Source organism: Bordetella genomosp. 5 (assembly GCF_002261475.1).
Lineage (GTDB): Bacteria > Pseudomonadota > Gammaproteobacteria > Burkholderiales > Burkholderiaceae_B > Bordetella.
This window is the reverse complement of record NZ_NEVN01000005.1, coordinates 112,584-128,479: the sequence shown is the minus strand read 5'-3', so window position 1 is coordinate 128,479 and position 15,896 is coordinate 112,584. Positions and strand designations below refer to the sequence as shown.

Here is a 15,896-nt window from a genome sequence, read left to right as displayed (position 1 = left end):
ACCTTGCAGGAGCTGCCCATGCCTGACCTCGACAATATTCCCGACCCGCGCCCGGGCCTGGGTCCGAGCGACTCGTCCGACTCCGCCAGCGACCTGCCGCGCAGCGAAGCCGACACCGACAGCGATGCCCAGGGCACGGGCGAGCGCGAATCCGTCCGTCCGTTCGAGAAAGACGAAGACGGCACCGACATCGGCCCGGACGAAGTGGTCGACGAAACCGAAGCGGGTGTGTCTCACGCCCAGCCCGATCCGGTCCGTAACGGCCGGCCCGGATGACGGTACCGACCATGCACCGTAGCGCTGAAATTCTTACCGATGGCCGCGCCGACGACCTGCCTCGCTGGGTGCGGCGACAGGAGGATACCCGTCTGGGCCTGCGCGACTGGCTCGCCCTGACCATCCTCGTGTGCGCCGGCCTGAACGCCGGGCTGATCGCGGCCGTCAACCTGGATCTCATGCAAGTGCTGCTGTCTCCCTGGCCGTGGGCCCCGCGGGTCGCGCAGGCCCTGATCGGCCTGGCGGCGCTGCACGCCGTCGTCCTGTTGGCAGGCTGGGTGCGCGAACCCGCGCAGGAGCGCGCGCGCTGACCCTGCCCACCCACGCCGCACGACGCCTGTTCGAGCGAAATGCGCGCTGCGCCACGACGCAAAAGGCGCCGCCCCTCGGGACGGCGCCTTGTTTTTTGCGCGCCTGCTTCCTTACCAGTACGGCGGCTGGTTGTAGTAGGCGTGCACGTCGCTGGCCCAACGCTCGTCGGCCATGCGCGGCCAATTATGCTTGTCGAAGCCCTCGGCCTGCTTCAGCTGGTCTTTGGGCACATCGAGCACGAAGCACTTGCGATCCGTGTCGAGCGTGAGCGCGGCCCACGGAATGGCGTAGAGCTTGTCGCCCACACCCATCACGCCGCCGCGCGCGAGCACCGCGTAGGCGATGCGCCCGCGCGGCACGTCGATCATGATGGTTTCCACGGTGCCGAGCTTCTCGCCCGCCGGGTTGTAGACATCATTGCCTTCGAGCGTTTCGGCCGCCATGATTTCCGGCCCCGGGCCCGAGGGATGACGCTTGGGCCCGCCCACGATATTGGTCGATTCTGCGCTCATGTCGATCTCCAGTAAGCGATCTCCGGCAGGGCGGCGCGCCGGGCATGACCCGGCGCCCTGCTTCATCGGCCGCGCGCCGCGACCTTGATCCGGTTATCCACGTCGGTCACGCCGGCGCAGGCATCGACGCAATCCTCGACGTCGTGCTTGACGCGCCGGTCGGCGACCGTGCCCTGCAGGCTCACGGTGCCTTCGCTCACGTCCACCGACACGTCGCTCACGTCGAGGCCGCTGCGCGAAAGACGCTCGCACACGATCTCGCGCACGCGTTCATCCGAGCGGACATATCCCTTGGGATCGACATACGTCGGCTGATCCCGCCAGGCGCGCGACTGCGCCTCGCGCCACTGGTCGCGCTCGTCGCGTTCGTCGAGGCGACCCTGCGCGCCACGCCCTTCACGCGCACGCTCGTGCGGCGCGTCGCGGCCGGGCTGCCGGCCCCAGGGGTCGCGCGCCTCGCGGTAGTACGCCAGGTCTTCCGTGTCGGTCAGCTGCTGCCGCTGGTAAGAGGGATTCTCGTGCGAGAAGCCGCCGTAGCTGCTCTGGCCGGGATCGGCGCTGCGGCTGCGTACCGGCTCGTCGCGCGCGGCGGCGCGGGTGCCGGGCGCCCAGCCATCGTGCTGCGCGGAGCGGGCCGGCTCGGGGTCCTCGGCGGCATCGCCGCCAGGCTGACGCGGACCCGGATAGCGCCCGCCCTCCTCGTACTGCGGTCCGGCGCGGTTCGGCTTGCCGCCGACATTGTCCGCGGGCCGATCGCCCTGCGGGCGACCGTAATCCGGCTCGTCGGCGCCGAACTGTCCGCTCTTGCGCGTCTCGTGCTCCTGCGCGTGGCGAGCGCGCGAGTCCTTGCCGGTGGCACCGGGATCAGGATGCCAGCCCGGTTCATCACGACCGCCCGCGCGCTGATTCTCGGGCGGCGTGTCGCCGCTGCCGCGGGGATCTCGTTCCTGAGGGGTGTTGCGGTCTTTCTGTTGGCCCATGATCTGCCTCCTGATACGAACCCGCCGCGAGAGGGATGGCGCTGTCGCGCACGGCGGCGGGGAAGCCCTCATGGCACGCAAGGCGCGTGCCGGGTTACAAGCGTGCGTATCGAGGGCAGCGTTTGCCGGTGCGGAGCGCGCGGCCGCCACGCCTCGCTACGCTGCCCCAAAAGAAAAACCCCACCGCTTCACACGGTGGGGTTGTACCTGCCGGCGCGTGCGCCCGTGGACGCGCGCAGGGAGGTTTAGCGGCGCCAGCTGTCGGACGACGACATCAGGCATGCGCCGATGACCGCGCCGATCACGGCGGCCACGCCGATGGTCTTCCAGGCGTTATCGTGGACGTAGCCATCGGTGGCGTGCGACCAGCGGCGAGCGCGGTCGACAGCGGCACGTTCCCAGGGCCCGGCGTGCTCACGGGCGGATTCCAGCTGATGCTTGAGACGGTCGCGCGCGGATTCGATCTCGGCACCGCCGTAAGTCGCCGTGCTGCGCAGCAGCGCTTCGGTGCCGGAGATCAGCTCGCTGAGACTTTGCTTGACCTGATTCTTGGCTCCGGCGATATCGCGTTCGTAGCGTTTCGTCATGACCTCTCCTTAAAAAATGAAGCATGGTGCGCCCTGCGGCGCACCCCGAGAGGATGATTTAGCAAGTCGCGTGCCCGGGCCGGCGCACCCGCCAGCCCGCCGCCTCGCAGGGCCGCGCCGCGGCTCACATGGCCGCCGCTCCCGGCGGATCGCCGCGCGTGATGCGCACCGCCTGAAACGCGTGGGCGATGGCGCCCGCGAACGCGTCGTCGTACCAGGGATTGGCGCCGCACACGGCCACCACGAGGCCATCGACCACCACGCTGCCCCACGCATCCACCCGCCCTTCGGGCAGCAGATAGGGCGCCAGCGTCGCGGCATCGCGGCCTGACAGTCCGGTCTGATAGCTCAGCTGCGCGCGCGACCGCGCCTCGTCCGCATAGCGGCCGTCCGATCCGGCCACGTCGCCCACGCTCAGTTCGTAAAGCACGGCGCGCTCGAACGGATCGCGCCGCGGATCGGCCTGCGGATCCAGCACGACGATGTGCAGGCCGTCGCCGCCGCCCACGGTCTCGTCGGGCAGCGCGCGCTCGATCATCGGCATGACCAGCGTGACCGCCTGCGCGGCCGCACCGACGTCGCCACGGGCGGGAAACGCCGGGGCGGGCACCGCGTTCGCGCCGCTCGCGCCGAGGTCTGCCGCAACGCGTGCGCGCACGGCTGCGCGCCGCGCCACGTGCGGGCCCTGCGCGCAGCCGGTGTTACGCGGCGGCATACGATCCGAGAGTTGCGTACGGCCGCGCATCTCGGCCTCCAGTTTCATCACTTGCATCGTCGACGGCTCCTGCCTGGGTGATGACGTGCGGTCGGCACGCCTTACAAATCGTTCCGGTCGGATCCCGGTGTCTGCTGCGGATCCAGGCCTGGCAAAGGATTGCGCAGGCTGTCCGGCGGATAGTTGTCCTGCGGCTTGTTGCGATCCGCCTCGCCCTCGCCCCTTTCCTTGTCGGCCTCCGTCGGCTTGCCGCCGGCCGGTTTGTCCGCGCGCTCGTCCGGCTGAGATTTCGGTTTGCTCATGATTGGCTCCTGGTGCTTGTCCGGGGCGGCGCGTCAGCCCGCCCACCATTGGGAGAGGGTCGCGCGCAACGCGTCACGGCCGCTCGCATCTTCCTTGCGCAAGGCCTGCAGATAGGCCTTGATCTGTTTGAACGGCACATGCGGCGGGATGGGCGGCATCTCGGGATCGGTGACCGCTTCGATCAGCACGGGCTTGTCGGCGGCGAAGGCACGCTCGAACGCGGCCGCGCACTCGTCGCCCTTTTCGATGCGGATGCCTTCCAGACCCAGCATCCGCGCGTACTCCGCGTACTGGAACTCCGGCAGCCACTGCGAGTCGTGAAAGCGCGGGTCGCCGCCCATCACGCGCTGCTCCCAGGTCACGAGATTCAGATCGCCGTTATTGAGGACCAGAATCACCATGCGGGGGTCGGCCCAATCGCGCCAGCGGTGCGCAATGGTGATGAGTTCATTGATGCCGAGCATCTGCATCGCACCGTCGCCCACCAGCGCGACCACCGGTCGGTCGGGGTGCGCGAGCTTGGCGGCCACGGCATAAGGCACGGCGCAGCCCATGGTCGCCAGGCCACCCGAGACCGAGCCCATCATGCCCTCGCGCAGCGAGATGTCGCGCGCATACCAATTGGCCGCGGACCCCGAGTCGCAGGTGACGATCGTGCGCTCCGGCAGCTGCCGGGAGAGCTCCAGAAAAGGCCGTTGCGGATTCATGCGCTTGCCTTCGTCCATCGCCCGCGCCGTGACGGTCTTCTGCCAACGTTCGTTCATGCGCGCCACCTGCTCCGTCCAGCGCTTGCGCGCGGGCGGCATCTCGGCGTCGAGTAGGGGCAGCAAGGCCTGCAAAGTGCCGCGCGCCTCGCCCACCAGGCCGAGCTCGACCGGATAGCGCAGCGAGATCTTGCGGCCGTCGCGATCGATCTGCACGGCCCGGGCACGGCCCGGCTCCGGCAGAAACTCCGAGTATGGGAACGACGTGCCCACCATCAGCAGCGTGTCGCACTCGTTCATCATCTGCCAACTGGGCTGGGTGCCGAGCTGGCCGATCGCACCCGTCACGTAGGGCAGATTGTCCGGCAGCACGGCCTTGCCGAGCAGCGCCTTCGCGACGCCGGCGCCCAGGCGTTCGGCCACGGCACGTACTTCGGCGCCGGCCTCGAGCGCGCCGGCCCCGACCAGCATCGCCACGCGCTCACCGCGATTCAGAATATCGGCGGCGTTGCGCAGCGCCGCCTCGCTCGGCACCGAGGCATGCGAGGTGATGCCGATACCGGTATGCAGCATGCCGTGCGCGCGCGGCGGCTCGGCCACCGCCGGCAGATCCTGAACATCGTTGGGGAAGATCACGCAGGTCACCGCGCGGCGTTCCAGCGCGATACGCAGCGCGCGGTCGACCAGATGACGCGCCTGCTCCGCGCTGGCCGCGACCTGCACGAAATCGTGGGCCACGTCCTTGAACAGGCTCACCAGATCGACTTCCTGCTGGAAGTCGCCGCCCAGCGCGCTACGCGCCTGCTGACCCACCAGCGCGACCACGGGCTGGTGATCGAGCTTGGCGTCGTAAAGACCGTTGAGCAGATGAATGGCGCCGGGGCCCGAGGTCGCGAGACACACACCGACCTGACCGGTAAATTTGGCATGCGCGCACGCCATGAAGGCCGCGCCCTCTTCGTGCCGCGCCTGCACGAACTCGAGCGGCGCTTCGGTGCGGCCGAAGGCGCCGATCAGACCATTGATACCGTCGCCGGGATAGCCGAACACACGGCGGATCCCCCATTCGGACAAGCGGGTGAGGACGAAGTCGGAGACTGTCTGCATGCGGCGCTCCCATGGGCTGACACGATGGAAAGCTCACGCTTGCAGCAACCGCTGTTCCTGCCCTTTCCGCGCAAGGGCGAGCGAGCCCGGCGGCCCGCCTCATTCCGTCGGCATCACGGAAGGCATCATCTCCTTTGCGCGGACGACAGACGGCCGGCGCGGGCAATGCCGGCGCCGGCTGTGAGGGACACGCAGAACGCCTCAGGAGGCCTCGTGCGCGCCCGCGGCGTCCTTGTCCACCGGGATCAGGTAGCCGTCGCGTTCGTACTCTTCGAGGCGGTTGTACAGCGTCTTGGCACTGATGCCCAGGATCGCCGCGGTCTGCTTCTTCACGCCCCCGCAACGCGCCAGCGTCGCAAGGATCAAACGGCGATCGGCTTCGGCCAGCGTGGCGCCCACCTTCACGCTGACGCGCGAGGCATCGTCGGCCCGGCTGGTCTTGGGCGAGGTCTGCGGCAGCAGCGACTCGTCCGTGATGTCGTCGGTCTCGGCAAGGATGTAGGCGCGACGCACGAAGTTCTTGAGTTCGCGGACGTTGCCCGGCCAGCCATGCGCCATGATCGCCGCGCGCGCGGCGTCGGTGAAACGCTTCTGCGTGCCGTTGTCCTTGTTCTGCGCCTCGAGGAAGCGCTCGCACAGAAACAGGATGTCGTCGCCACGATCACGCAGCGCGGGCAGCTCGAGCGGGAAGACGCTCAGGCGGTAATACAGATCTTCGCGCAGGCGACCCTGCGCCACGGCCTGATCGGGGCTGCGATTGGTCGCCGCCACGATGCGGACATCGCAGGCGATCTCGCGATTGGTACCGACCCGCATGAAATGGCCGGTCTCGAGCACGCGCAGCAGCTTGACCTGCAGATCGAGCGGCATCTCGGTCACTTCATCGAGAAACAGCGTGCCGCCGTCCGCGCGTTCGAAGTAGCCCTTGTGCTGGCGGTCGGCGCCGGTGAAGCTGCCCTTCTCGTGGCCGAACAGCTCGCTCTCGATCAGGTTGGGCGAAATCGCACCACAGTTCACCGCCACGAACGGACGCTGGCGCCGCGGGCTGAGATCGTGAATCGCATGGGCCGCCAGCTCCTTGCCGGTGCCGCTCTCGCCGATCAGCAGCGTCGAGACATCGGTGGGCGCGACCCGCGCCAATTGTTCGTAGACACGCTGCATGACTTCCGAGCGGCCCAGCATCTGACCGAAACGGCCATCCTCGGAAAACGGCTGATCCGACGGCGTGCTATCGGCCGTGCCGGCCACGCGGTCCATGATCTGCTGCAGGCGTTCCATGCTGATCGGCTTGACCAGGTAGTCCGTCGCGCCCAGACGCAGGGCCTCGACGGCGCTGTCCATGCTGCCATGACCGGTGATCACCACCACTTCGGCATTGCCGATCGGGACGCGGCGGAAGATATCCATGCCGTTGCCTTCCGGCAGGCGCACGTCCGCCAGCACCAGGTCAGGCAGTTTGCGTTCCCATTGCAGCACCGCATCGCGCACGGAACCCGCCATGGCGACCGTGAAGCCGCTCTCGCGGCCGATCTCGGCCAGGGTCTCGCGGATAGCATCATCATCATCGACGACGAGCAGGTGTGGCATGAAAGCTTTCCTTCTGGCTTATATGTGTAGTGTCGTGACCGCTACGCGGTGTCGGCGCGGTAGCGCCATTCCCCGTTCGAAAGCGCGCTGGGGCCTTTTGTGCCCCGCACGATCATCGCTTCCGAACCCGCACCCTTGAGCATAGCGTGGACATTAGAAGAAATGCGACCACCAGGGGTTGGATACGTAAACATTCGATACGGACGCGCGCCGGATGATACGGGTATTTGCATCTCGTCGCATTTCCCCCCCTGCGGGCGTGACCTGCCGCTATCATGTGCGTTCTGTCATTGCAGAGGTATATGCATGCCCGCCCGCAGCACCACGCCCCCATCCTCCAGCCGGAAAGCGCCCGACCTGGACATACTGGGTATCAGCGATGTCATGCGTCAGCTCACCCGCCAGATCGACCGCGCCGCGGCCACCGATGCGTCGGTGTTCATCGTGGGCGAGAGCGGCGCCGGTAAAGAGCTGGTTGCGCGCGCCATTCATGCCGGCAGCCCGCGCGCCGACCGGCCCTTCGTGGCTGTCAACTGCGGCGCCATCAGCCGCAGCCTGGCGCACGCCGTCCTGTTCGGTCACGAAAAAGGCAGTTTCACGGGCGCGCTGGCCCAGAACGCCGGCTATTTCGAACACGCCAGCGGCGGCACCCTGTTCCTCGACGAAGTCACCGAAATGTCGACCGACATGCAGGTGCACTTCCTGCGCGTCCTCGAGACCGGCACCTATCAGCGCGTCGGCGGCACCGACCTGCTGCGTGCCAACGTGCGGCTGATCTGTGCGAGCAACCGCGACCCGCTCGAGGCCGTGGCGCAGGGCCGTCTGCGCGAAGACTTCCTGCACCGGCTGCTGGTCGTGCCGCTGCGGGTGCCGCCCCTGCGTGAGCGCCTCGAAGACATCCCGGTGCTGGCGCAGCGCATGCTCGATGATCTGAACAAGAGCAACCGCAGCGACAAGCGCTTCGCGCCCGCCATGATCGAGGCGCTGCAGCGCTATGACTGGCCCGGCAATGTGCGCGAGCTCAAGAACATCGTGCAACGTGCCTACATCATGGCCGACAACGAAATCGGGGACGCCCTCGCGCCCAAGCCGCGCCCGATGGCGGCGGGCGCCGGCGACGAAGACCAGCTCGACATCGCCGTGGGCACCAATCTGGCCGACGCCCAGCGCCGGCTGATCCTCGCCACGCTCGCGCAATGCGACGACGACAAGCAGCGCGCCGCGCAGGCGCTCGGCATCAGTGTCAAAACGCTCTACAACCGGCTCGCGGCCTACGACATTCCGGCCGACGAGTGAGCGTATGGGGCGCGGTTCCGGCAACCGGGACCGTGCCTTGCTGTTACATCCCCGCCGTAGAAGAAAGTAACAGGCGTCGCGATTCTTCGATCGCGCCCCGGGCTATGCGACCCAGGCACGCCACATGCGCAATTCTTACCGCCAGCCGGTAAGGGTGGCGCATCCCATCCGGCCACCCTTCCCCCGCCCTGCCCGTTTTCCCCTGGGAACGCCCCCGCCAACTCAGGGATTACCCTAGGATGGCATGGATCTTGCATCTATATCTCCGAGTACCCGCCGGCGCTTACCGGTGCATCACCCCCAGGAGATATAAGTGAGTTACGCCGCCCAGGAATTGCGTTTGCGCCAGCAGACCACGCTGGCCCCCCGCCTGCAGCAGTCGGTAAAGCTGTTGCAGATGTCGGCATTGGAGTTCACCACTGCCGTCCAGCATGCGTTGGCGACCAATCCCTTTCTTGAGGATACGAGCGATGACATGCCGGCAGACCCCTTGGTAGCCGGGATGCCCGTCGCCGTGGGCGCCGCCAGCGGTGCCCCCGACTCCATGAACGACACGGCGCCCTCCGCCCCCGAGGCGGGTGACGGCGCCGAAGGCGGTGCCAGCGAGACCGCCGGCGCCTCCGAGGCCGATTACGCGCCCGAGTATGCAAGCGAGTTTCCCGGTGAATACTCGGGCGACTACCCGACTAGCCACGGCAGCGGTGCACAGGGCAACGACCTGGCCCACTGGGTGGCGCACAGCCCGTCGCTGTGCGATCGCCTGCTGCGCGAGCTCGGCACCTACACCCTGAACGAGCGCGACCGCGCGCTCGCCGCCTTCATCATCGATGCCCTCGATTCCGACGGCTATCTGCGCACGCCGCTGTGCGAGCTCGCGGGCGATGCGGGCTTCGAGCCCGAGCCCGACGAGGGCGAATGGCTGGCGGCGCTCAAGCTCGTGCAGAGCATGGACATCCCCGGCCTGGCCGCCCGCGACCTGCGCGAATGCCTGCTGCTGCAACTGCAGGGCCGCACCGAGCCGGGTCAGGCGCTGGCACAGACCATCGTGGAACACCATCTCGAGCGCCTCGGCCGCAATGACATGAACGGCCTGCAGAAGCTGATCGGTTGTGACGCCGAAGCCCTGCAGACCGCCTGCGCGCTGATCCGCGGCCTGGACCCCAAGCCCGGCCGCCGCTACGACAACCAGGCGCCGGCGTATGTCGTGCCGGACGTGTTCGTGAGCAAGTACCAGTCGCGCTGGCGCGTCGTCCCGAACCGCCATGCGATGCCGCGCGCCCGTCTCTACCAGACCTACGCCGATCTGTTCCGCCGGGCCCGCGTGGACAACCGCAGCCCGATGGCGCAGGAGCTGCAGGAAGCGCGCTGGCTGGTGCGCAACGTCGAGCAACGCTACACCACCATCCAGCGTGTGGCCGAAGCGATCGTGAAACGCCAGCAACGCTTCTTCGAATACGGCGAAGTCGCGCTGCGGCCGCTGATGCTGCGCGAGGTTGCCGACGACCTCGACATGCATGAGTCGACCGTGTCGCGCGCCACCGCCAACAAATACATGGTCACGCCGCGCGGCGTGTTCGAATTTCGCCACTTCTTCTCGCGCGAACTCGCGACCGAGTCGGGCGGCTCGTGCTCGTCGGCGGCCGTCCGCGCCCTGATCCGCGAACTGATCGACGCCGAGGACCCCGCCGAACCGCTGTCCGATGTCACGCTGACCGAGCGCCTCGCGGCCAACGGTATCGTGGTGGCCCGTCGCACGGTCACGAAGTATCGCGGCCAGATGCGCCTCGCGCCCGCCGAGCTGCGCCGTCACTAGAATCTCCGGTGTCACCCCCCTTGCCGCCCGGCCTCGCGCCGGGCGCTTTTTTTGTCGCCGGGCCGCCCCAAGACAAAAAGCGCCCCCTCGGGGGGCAGCAAGCCGAAGGCGCAGAGTGGGGGCCTTTTTTGTCGCCGGGCCGCCCCAAGACAAAAAGCGCCCCCTCGGGGGGGCAGCAAGCCGAAGGCGCAGCGTGGGGGCCTTTTTTGTCGCCGGGCCGTCCCAAGACAAAAACGCCCCCTTGGGGGCAGCAAGCCGAAGGCGCAGCGTGGGGGCAGTTCTCTTGCCCGACCGCGGCGGCCACGTGGGCCCTGCCGGCCTTGAGCCCACGGCTCGGCCAACGGCGGCGCAGGCCCCAAAAGAAAATTGCCCGCGCAACCAAAAGGTTGCGCGGGCAACTTTTTTACCGATGTCAGAAGATCAGCGCGAGCCGCCGGTGTTGGGGTATCCCGGGGGAGGCGCGGCACCCTGGCTCGGCGTACGCGGAACGTTGTCGTTCGCTTCGCGCGGGGCGTTGGGCAGATCGTTCTTGCGCGTTTCGCGGGCATTGCCGTCCATGGACTTCGACTTGTCCAGGTTGGGCGGGTTCGTGCCTTGCGGCGTACCCGGAACGGGGGCGGCCGGCGTCTGGCCTTCCGGCACCGGACGGTTCGGCGGCGTGGCGGTGCCGTCATTGGGCGACACCGACGGCGTGGCCGGGTAGCTGTTCTGCGCCTGGGCGGCGCCGAGCGGCGAAAGTACCGCACCCATCAGGACGAGGGCGCACAGCGGGGCTCTGGCTTTCATGGGGTGACTCCTGGTGGTTGAACTGAGCCCATCCCGTCGCAAGGCGCGTGCCCGCGGGCATTTTTGCTGCACTGCCGCGTCCCGGGCACGGCCCTTGCTACATGGCGTATTGCCAGGGGAAGACGGGTCGCATATCGCAGACCTGCCCCGCCCACACAGGAGCAAGCATGGCAACCAGCAGAATTCTCATTGTGGCGTCCGAGGCTTACCCGTTGGCCAAGAGCGGCGGACTGGGGGATGCGGTGACCGGTATGGCGCGCGCCCTCGATGCGGGCGGAGCGCACGTTACCGTCCTGATGCCCGCCTATCGCGGCACACGTGACCAGCTTTCGCGTGTGCGCGAAGTGGCCGAACTGCGTGGCCTGCCCGGTGGCCCGGCCCGCCTGATCGGCGGCTCGTGCTCGCAAGGCGGCTTCAACGTGCTGCTGCTCGAGAATGATGACCTCTACGATCGCTCGGGCCTCTACGCCGACGAAAAAGGCGACTACCCCGATAACGCGCTGCGTTTCGCCGCGCTGGCGCACGCCGCCGCCCGCATTGCCCAGGGTCAGCCCGGCGTGCCGCGCCCCGACGTCGTCCATGCGCACGACTGGCACGCGGCGCTGGTCCCGGCGCTGATGCGCGCCCGCGGCTGCACCACCAAAAGCGTGCTCACGATCCACAACCTGGCGTTCCAGGGGCAGTTCCCGACGGAACTGGCCAATGTGCTCGCGATCCCCGCCGACATGCTGGGCGAACAGGGCATCGAGGCCTGGGGCAAGCTCAATTTCATGAAGGCGGGCCTGCGCTACGCCGATGTGATCACCACCGTGAGCCACACCTACTCCCGTGAGATCCTGACCCCCGCTTTCGGCTGCGGTCTCGAGGGCCTGCTGCGCCAGCGCGTGGCCGATCTGGTGCCGATCGCCAACGGTATCGACGACACGCTGTGGAATCCGGCCAACGACCGCCACCTCGGCGTCTATCGCTACAGCGCGCGCGATGCCCGCAACAAGGCGCATTGCAAGGCCGCGCTGCAACAGGAGCTGGGTCTGCCGGTCAAGCCCGACGCCACGCTGATCGCGATGGGTAGCCGTCTCACCGGCCAGAAGATGGCCGATGTGGCGGCCCGCGTCCTGCCGCGCATTCTGCAGGCTCACGACGACGTGCAAGTCTTCATTCTGGGCCAGGGCGAACGCCATCTCGAAGAGGCGATGCGTGACATGGCCCGCGCCTGGCCCGACCGTTGCGCGGTGCGCATCGGCTACGACGAGGCCACGGCCCACCACCTGCACGCCGGCGCCGACATCCTGCTGCATGGCAGCCGTTTCGAGCCCTTCGGCCTCACGCCGCTGTACGCGATGCGCTACGGCACGCTGCCGATCGGTTCGCGCGTGGGCGGCATGGCCGACACCATCCATGATCCGGGTCCCCGCGCGCCGATCGCCGCGATGCGCACGGCCAACGGCCTGCTGTTCGACGGCGAAGGCGACGAAGACATGCTGTCGGCCATCGGCCGCGCGCTGCACCTGCGCCGCCAGGAACCGATCTGGCAGGCCATGCAACGCAACGCCATGACCGCCGATTTCGGCTGGGACAGCGCCGTGCAGCCCTACCTGCAATTGTTCGACAGCCTGACCAGCACCACGGGCGCGTCGGCCCAACCTCAACGCGCTCGCCGCGTGTCGGCCTGGCCGTACACCGTGCAGCGTCCCGCCCAACCTGGCACGCCGCCCCCCGCGCCTGCCGCGCTGTAAGGAGGCGCGATGGCGCGCCCTGCTCAACGTCCCCGCCAGGAGCCCGCCGGCTCCTGGCGCGTTGTATTGGCCGACGGTCCCTTCCTTGACGAGCGACTGCTCGGCGAGTGGCGCGCCCTGGGCTTCAACGCGATTCTGATTGCCGCACCCGGCAGCCGCGATGCGCTCAACGGCGCGTGGCTGGACCCCGATCGCATGCCGGACGGCGGCAGCACCGCCGCCACGATAGGCAAGTGGGTCGAGGCATGCCGCGCGCAGAAGCTGGCGCTCTGGCTCGATCTGGACCTCACGCGCGCCAGCCTGCGCGGCCCGTATGCGAAGGCGCTTCCCGAGGCCTATGTGCAGTCGGGTGAGCAGAGCGCGCGCGATCCCCGCCTGCCCGGCGAGGCCCGCGACGTGGCGCTGTTGGCCGGTGCCCGCATGACGGACGCCGCGATGACGGACTGGCGCGACCGCCTTGCGGCGTGGCTGGACGCCGGCGTCGACGGCCTGCGCTTTCAGCGCCCCGAACGCGTCGCGGCCGACGACTGGCGGCAACTTTTCACCGCCTTGCGCGAGAAGCGCCCGACGGTGGTGCTGCAGGCGCAGGGCGCCGGCCTGACGCCGGGCCAGCTCGACCGCCTGCACGGCGCGGGATTCGATCTGGTGCACGGCTCGCTGCCATGGTGGAACTACCGCACCGACTGGCTCGCCGAGGAACATGCGCGCCTGAGCGCGCTGGCGCCCATCGCCTACCTGCCGGCCGTGCCCCCGCACGCAGGCGGCGCGACGCCGGACACGGGCGACGCGCGCTGGCGCCGCGCGCTGTGGACGGCCGCATATGCCGGCGACGCCTGGATCTACCCCCAATCGGCCACGGCGCCCGCCACCTTGCTGAAAGAAGTGAACCAGTGGGCCAGCGAGCCCCATTCGCGCGCGCCGCTGCGCCTGGCCGTCGGTGTCGACGGCCGCGCCACGCTGCTCTCGCGCGGTCTCGACCTGTTGGCAATCAACCCGCGCGACGACGCGCCCGCGCTGCCCGACCTGGATCTGCTGACGGGCATCGTCTCGCCGGGCCGCATCGGCCGCGTCGGCACGTCTCAAAAAAGCTGGCGCGAAGAAGCGGTCGCGCCCGGCGACTGCGTCAGGCTCCGGCTCGATCCCCTGCCCCCCGTCGGCACCCCCGTGCCGGGCGCGCCCCGGGCCACGTCGGACGCGCCGCGGATTGTCATCGAGACCGTCACCCCTTCCGTCGAGAACGGGCGCTACGCGGCCAAGTGCGTGGTGCATGATGCCGTGGCGGTGGAAGCCGACATCTTCATGGACGGCCATGACGTGCTGGCCGCCGAAGTGCTCTGGCGCGCCGTGGACGACGCGCAGTGGCAACGCGTGCCGCTGGTGGCTGGCACGAACGATCGCTGGCGCGCCGTATTCCGTCCGGAACGCATCGGCGCCCACGAGTTCGTCGTGCAGGCCTGGCGCGACGGCTGGGGCACGTATACGCATGAGCTGTCCGCCAAGCATCGCGCCGGCGTGCCGGTCGCGCTCGAAGTGATCGAAGGACTCGCGCTGCTGCGCGCCGCGGCGACGCGGCCCGAGGCCGCCGAGTATCCGGTGTTGAAGGCAACGCTGACGCGTTTCGCCGCCATGCCGGCCCAGCCGCGCGATGCGATGGCGCAGAGCGACCAGTGGCTGGACGCGGCGGGCATCGATGCCTTGCTGAGCGCCGAGCTGAGCGAGGCCATGGCCGCGGTGCAGACGCGCGCGTTTCCGGCGAGCGCCGGGCCGTGGCCGCTGTGGGTGGATCGCGCCGCGGCGCGGCACGCCAACTGGTACGAGCTGTTCCCGCGTTCGCAGGGCAGCGAGCCGGGCCAGCACGGCACCTTGCGCGACGTGATCGCGCGCCTGCCGGCCGTGCGGGCCATGGGCTTCGACGTGTTGTACTTCCCGCCCATTCACCCCATCGGCACGCGCAACCGCAAAGGCCGCAACAACAGCCTGCGCGCCGGTCCCGACGATGTCGGCAGTCCGTATGCCATCGGCAGCGAGGCCGGCGGACACGATGCCATCGAACCCGCGCTCGGCACCCTCGAGGATTTCCTCGCGCTGGTCAAGGCCGCGGCCGCGCACGATCTGGAGCTCGCGCTGGATTTCGCGATTCAGTGCTCGCCCGATCATCCCTGGCTGCGCGACCACCCCGACTGGTTCTCCTGGCGTGCCGATGGCTCGATGCGCCACGCCGAGAATCCGCCCAAGAAGTACGAAGACATCGTCAACGTGAACTTCTATGGCGGTGCCCGCCAGGCGCGCCGCATGGCGCTGTGGCGCGCGCTGCGCGACGTGGTGCTGTTCTGGGTCGAGCAAGGCGTGCGGACCTTCCGTGTCGACAACCCGCATACCAAGCCGCTGCCGTTCTGGGAGTGGCTGATCGCCGAAGTGCACGCACAGGCGCCCGACGCGATCTTTCTGTCGGAAGCGTTCACGCGGCCCAAGATGATGCGCCGCCTGGCCAAGGTCGGATTCACGCAGTCCTATACCTACTTCACCTGGCGCAACCACCGCACCGAACTCGACGCGTATTTCGACGAGCTCTCCAATACCCCTGCCGCGCAGTACTTCCGGCCGCACTTCTTCGTGAACACGCCGGACATCAATCCCTACTTCCTGCAGACCTCGGGTCGTCCCGGATTCCTGATCCGCGCGGCGCTGGCCTGCACGGGGTCGGGGCTGTGGGGCATGTACAGCGGCTTCGAGATCTGCGAGAGCGCGCCCCTGCCCGGCAAGGAAGAGTATCTCGACTCCGAGAAATACGAGCTGCGCTGGCGCGATTGGGATGCGCCCGGTCACATCCGCCGCGAGATCACGCGGTTGAATGAAATCCGCCGTGCCAACGCCGCATTGCAGAGCCACACCGGCTACGTCTCGCTGCCCTGCGACAACGGGCAGGTGCTGGCGTTCTGCCGGCACACGCCCCGGCGCGGCAACGTGGTGCTCGTCGCCATCAACCTCGATCCGTCACAGGCCCAGCAGGCCAGCATCGCGCTGCCGCTGGATCTGTTCGGGCTGCCCGAGCACGGCTCGCTGGCGGCGCACGATCAGATCGAGGACGCGCGGCAGCGCTGGACCGGACCGCGGGTCACCCTGCGGCTGGACCCCACCCAACCCTACGGCATCTGGCGCCTCTCGGCGCAGGACTAACGAAG

Annotated in this window: 14 protein-coding genes; 6 read left to right on the top strand and 8 right to left on the bottom strand. The window is 68.6% G+C overall.

The annotated features are described in order from the left end of the window. Positions 1-18 precede the first annotated feature (18 nt). Both CEK29_RS10680 and CEK29_RS10675 read left to right on the top strand, forming a co-directional pair. Complete coding sequence (locus CEK29_RS10680) at positions 19-276, top strand: hypothetical protein (RefSeq protein ID WP_094799731.1); 258 nt, start codon at positions 19-21, stop codon at positions 274-276. A gap of 11 nt (positions 277-287) precedes the next feature. Continuing rightward, on the top strand, positions 288-587 hold the full coding sequence (locus tag CEK29_RS10675; RefSeq protein ID WP_094858059.1) for a DUF378 domain-containing protein: 300 nt from the start codon (positions 288-290) through the stop codon (positions 585-587). Between the two features lie 111 nt (positions 588-698). Here the strand turns inward: CEK29_RS10675 and CEK29_RS10670 are convergent, their stop codons facing one another. The 7 genes from CEK29_RS10670 to CEK29_RS10640 all read right to left on the bottom strand — a co-directional run bounded on the left by CEK29_RS10670 (position 699) and on the right by CEK29_RS10640 (position 7,083). Continuing rightward, on the bottom strand, positions 699-1,100 hold the full coding sequence (locus tag CEK29_RS10670) for a PRC-barrel domain-containing protein (RefSeq protein WP_094858058.1): 402 nt from the start codon (positions 1,098-1,100) through the stop codon (positions 699-701). 62 nt (positions 1,101-1,162) lie between these two features. Next, entirely contained in the window at positions 1,163-2,080 is a 918-nt protein-coding gene (locus CEK29_RS10665) for a BON domain-containing protein (RefSeq protein ID WP_094799728.1), read from the bottom strand. 245 nt (positions 2,081-2,325) lie between these two features. Beyond that, positions 2,326-2,667 carry a DUF883 family protein gene (locus tag CEK29_RS10660; protein ID WP_094799727.1) on the bottom strand — a complete coding sequence of 114 codons (342 nt, stop codon included), beginning with the start codon at positions 2,665-2,667 and terminating at the stop codon, positions 2,326-2,328. A gap of 124 nt (positions 2,668-2,791) precedes the next feature. Beyond that, positions 2,792-3,439 (bottom strand): hypothetical protein, encoded by a 648-nt coding sequence (locus CEK29_RS10655; protein WP_255176128.1) that lies wholly within the window; start codon positions 3,437-3,439, stop codon positions 2,792-2,794. A gap of 44 nt (positions 3,440-3,483) precedes the next feature. After that, positions 3,484-3,684, bottom strand: coding sequence for a hypothetical protein (locus CEK29_RS10650; RefSeq protein WP_094799726.1), 201 nt, complete (start codon positions 3,682-3,684; stop codon positions 3,484-3,486). Positions 3,685-3,717: 33 nt separating this feature from the next. Continuing rightward, positions 3,718-5,496, bottom strand: a complete 1,779-nt coding sequence (locus CEK29_RS10645; protein WP_094799725.1) for a thiamine pyrophosphate-requiring protein — start codon at positions 5,494-5,496, stop codon at positions 3,718-3,720. A gap of 201 nt (positions 5,497-5,697) precedes the next feature. Next, entirely contained in the window at positions 5,698-7,083 is a 1,386-nt protein-coding gene (locus CEK29_RS10640) for a sigma-54-dependent transcriptional regulator (RefSeq protein ID WP_094799724.1), read from the bottom strand. Positions 7,084-7,467: 384 nt separating this feature from the next. Here CEK29_RS10640 and CEK29_RS10635 point away from each other — a divergent pair, with 384 nt between their 5' ends. Both CEK29_RS10635 and CEK29_RS10630 read left to right on the top strand, forming a co-directional pair. After that, complete coding sequence (locus CEK29_RS10635; RefSeq protein ID WP_249279008.1) at positions 7,468-8,379, top strand: sigma-54 interaction domain-containing protein; 912 nt, start codon at positions 7,468-7,470, stop codon at positions 8,377-8,379. 313 nt (positions 8,380-8,692) lie between these two features. Further along, entirely contained in the window at positions 8,693-10,192 is a 1,500-nt protein-coding gene (locus tag CEK29_RS10630; protein WP_094799722.1) for an RNA polymerase factor sigma-54, read from the top strand. A 420-nt stretch (positions 10,193-10,612) separates the two neighbouring features. Here CEK29_RS10630 and CEK29_RS10625 read toward each other — a convergent pair whose 3' ends face one another. Continuing rightward, positions 10,613-10,978, bottom strand: coding sequence for a hypothetical protein (locus tag CEK29_RS10625; protein WP_094799593.1), 366 nt, complete (start codon positions 10,976-10,978; stop codon positions 10,613-10,615). A 167-nt stretch (positions 10,979-11,145) separates the two neighbouring features. Here CEK29_RS10625 and glgA point away from each other — a divergent pair, with 167 nt between their 5' ends. After that, positions 11,146-12,714 carry a glycogen synthase GlgA gene (gene glgA, locus CEK29_RS10620; protein ID WP_094799592.1) on the top strand — a complete coding sequence of 523 codons (1,569 nt, stop codon included), beginning with the start codon at positions 11,146-11,148 and terminating at the stop codon, positions 12,712-12,714. A gap of 9 nt (positions 12,715-12,723) precedes the next feature. Continuing rightward, entirely contained in the window at positions 12,724-15,891 is a 3,168-nt protein-coding gene (locus tag CEK29_RS10615; protein ID WP_094858057.1) for an alpha-1,4-glucan--maltose-1-phosphate maltosyltransferase, read from the top strand. Positions 15,892-15,896 lie beyond the last annotated feature (5 nt).

What these genes read in the sequence shown, in the direction of transcription:
- CEK29_RS10680 (WP_094799731.1), top strand. Translation starts at nt 19, where the DNA reads ATGCCTGACCTCGACAATATTCCCGACCCGCGCCCGGGCCTGGGTCCG.
- CEK29_RS10675 (WP_094858059.1), top strand. Translation starts at nt 288, where the DNA reads ATGCACCGTAGCGCTGAAATTCTTACCGATGGCCGCGCCGACGACCTG.
- CEK29_RS10670 (WP_094858058.1), bottom strand. Translation starts at nt 1,100, where the DNA reads ATGAGCGCAGAATCGACCAATATCGTGGGCGGGCCCAAGCGTCATCCC.
- CEK29_RS10665 (WP_094799728.1), bottom strand. Translation starts at nt 2,080, where the DNA reads ATGGGCCAACAGAAAGACCGCAACACCCCTCAGGAACGAGATCCCCGC.
- CEK29_RS10660 (WP_094799727.1), bottom strand. Translation starts at nt 2,667, where the DNA reads ATGACGAAACGCTACGAACGCGATATCGCCGGAGCCAAGAATCAGGTC.
- CEK29_RS10655 (WP_255176128.1), bottom strand. Translation starts at nt 3,439, where the DNA reads ATGCAAGTGATGAAACTGGAGGCCGAGATGCGCGGCCGTACGCAACTC.
- CEK29_RS10650 (WP_094799726.1), bottom strand. Translation starts at nt 3,684, where the DNA reads ATGAGCAAACCGAAATCTCAGCCGGACGAGCGCGCGGACAAACCGGCC.
- CEK29_RS10645 (WP_094799725.1), bottom strand. Translation starts at nt 5,496, where the DNA reads ATGCAGACAGTCTCCGACTTCGTCCTCACCCGCTTGTCCGAATGGGGG.
- CEK29_RS10640 (WP_094799724.1), bottom strand. Translation starts at nt 7,083, where the DNA reads ATGCCACACCTGCTCGTCGTCGATGATGATGATGCTATCCGCGAGACC.
- CEK29_RS10635 (WP_249279008.1), top strand. Translation starts at nt 7,468, where the DNA reads ATGCGTCAGCTCACCCGCCAGATCGACCGCGCCGCGGCCACCGATGCG.
- CEK29_RS10625 (WP_094799593.1), bottom strand. Translation starts at nt 10,978, where the DNA reads ATGAAAGCCAGAGCCCCGCTGTGCGCCCTCGTCCTGATGGGTGCGGTA.
- glgA (WP_094799592.1), top strand. Translation starts at nt 11,146, where the DNA reads ATGGCAACCAGCAGAATTCTCATTGTGGCGTCCGAGGCTTACCCGTTG.
- CEK29_RS10615 (WP_094858057.1), top strand. Translation starts at nt 12,724, where the DNA reads ATGGCGCGCCCTGCTCAACGTCCCCGCCAGGAGCCCGCCGGCTCCTGG.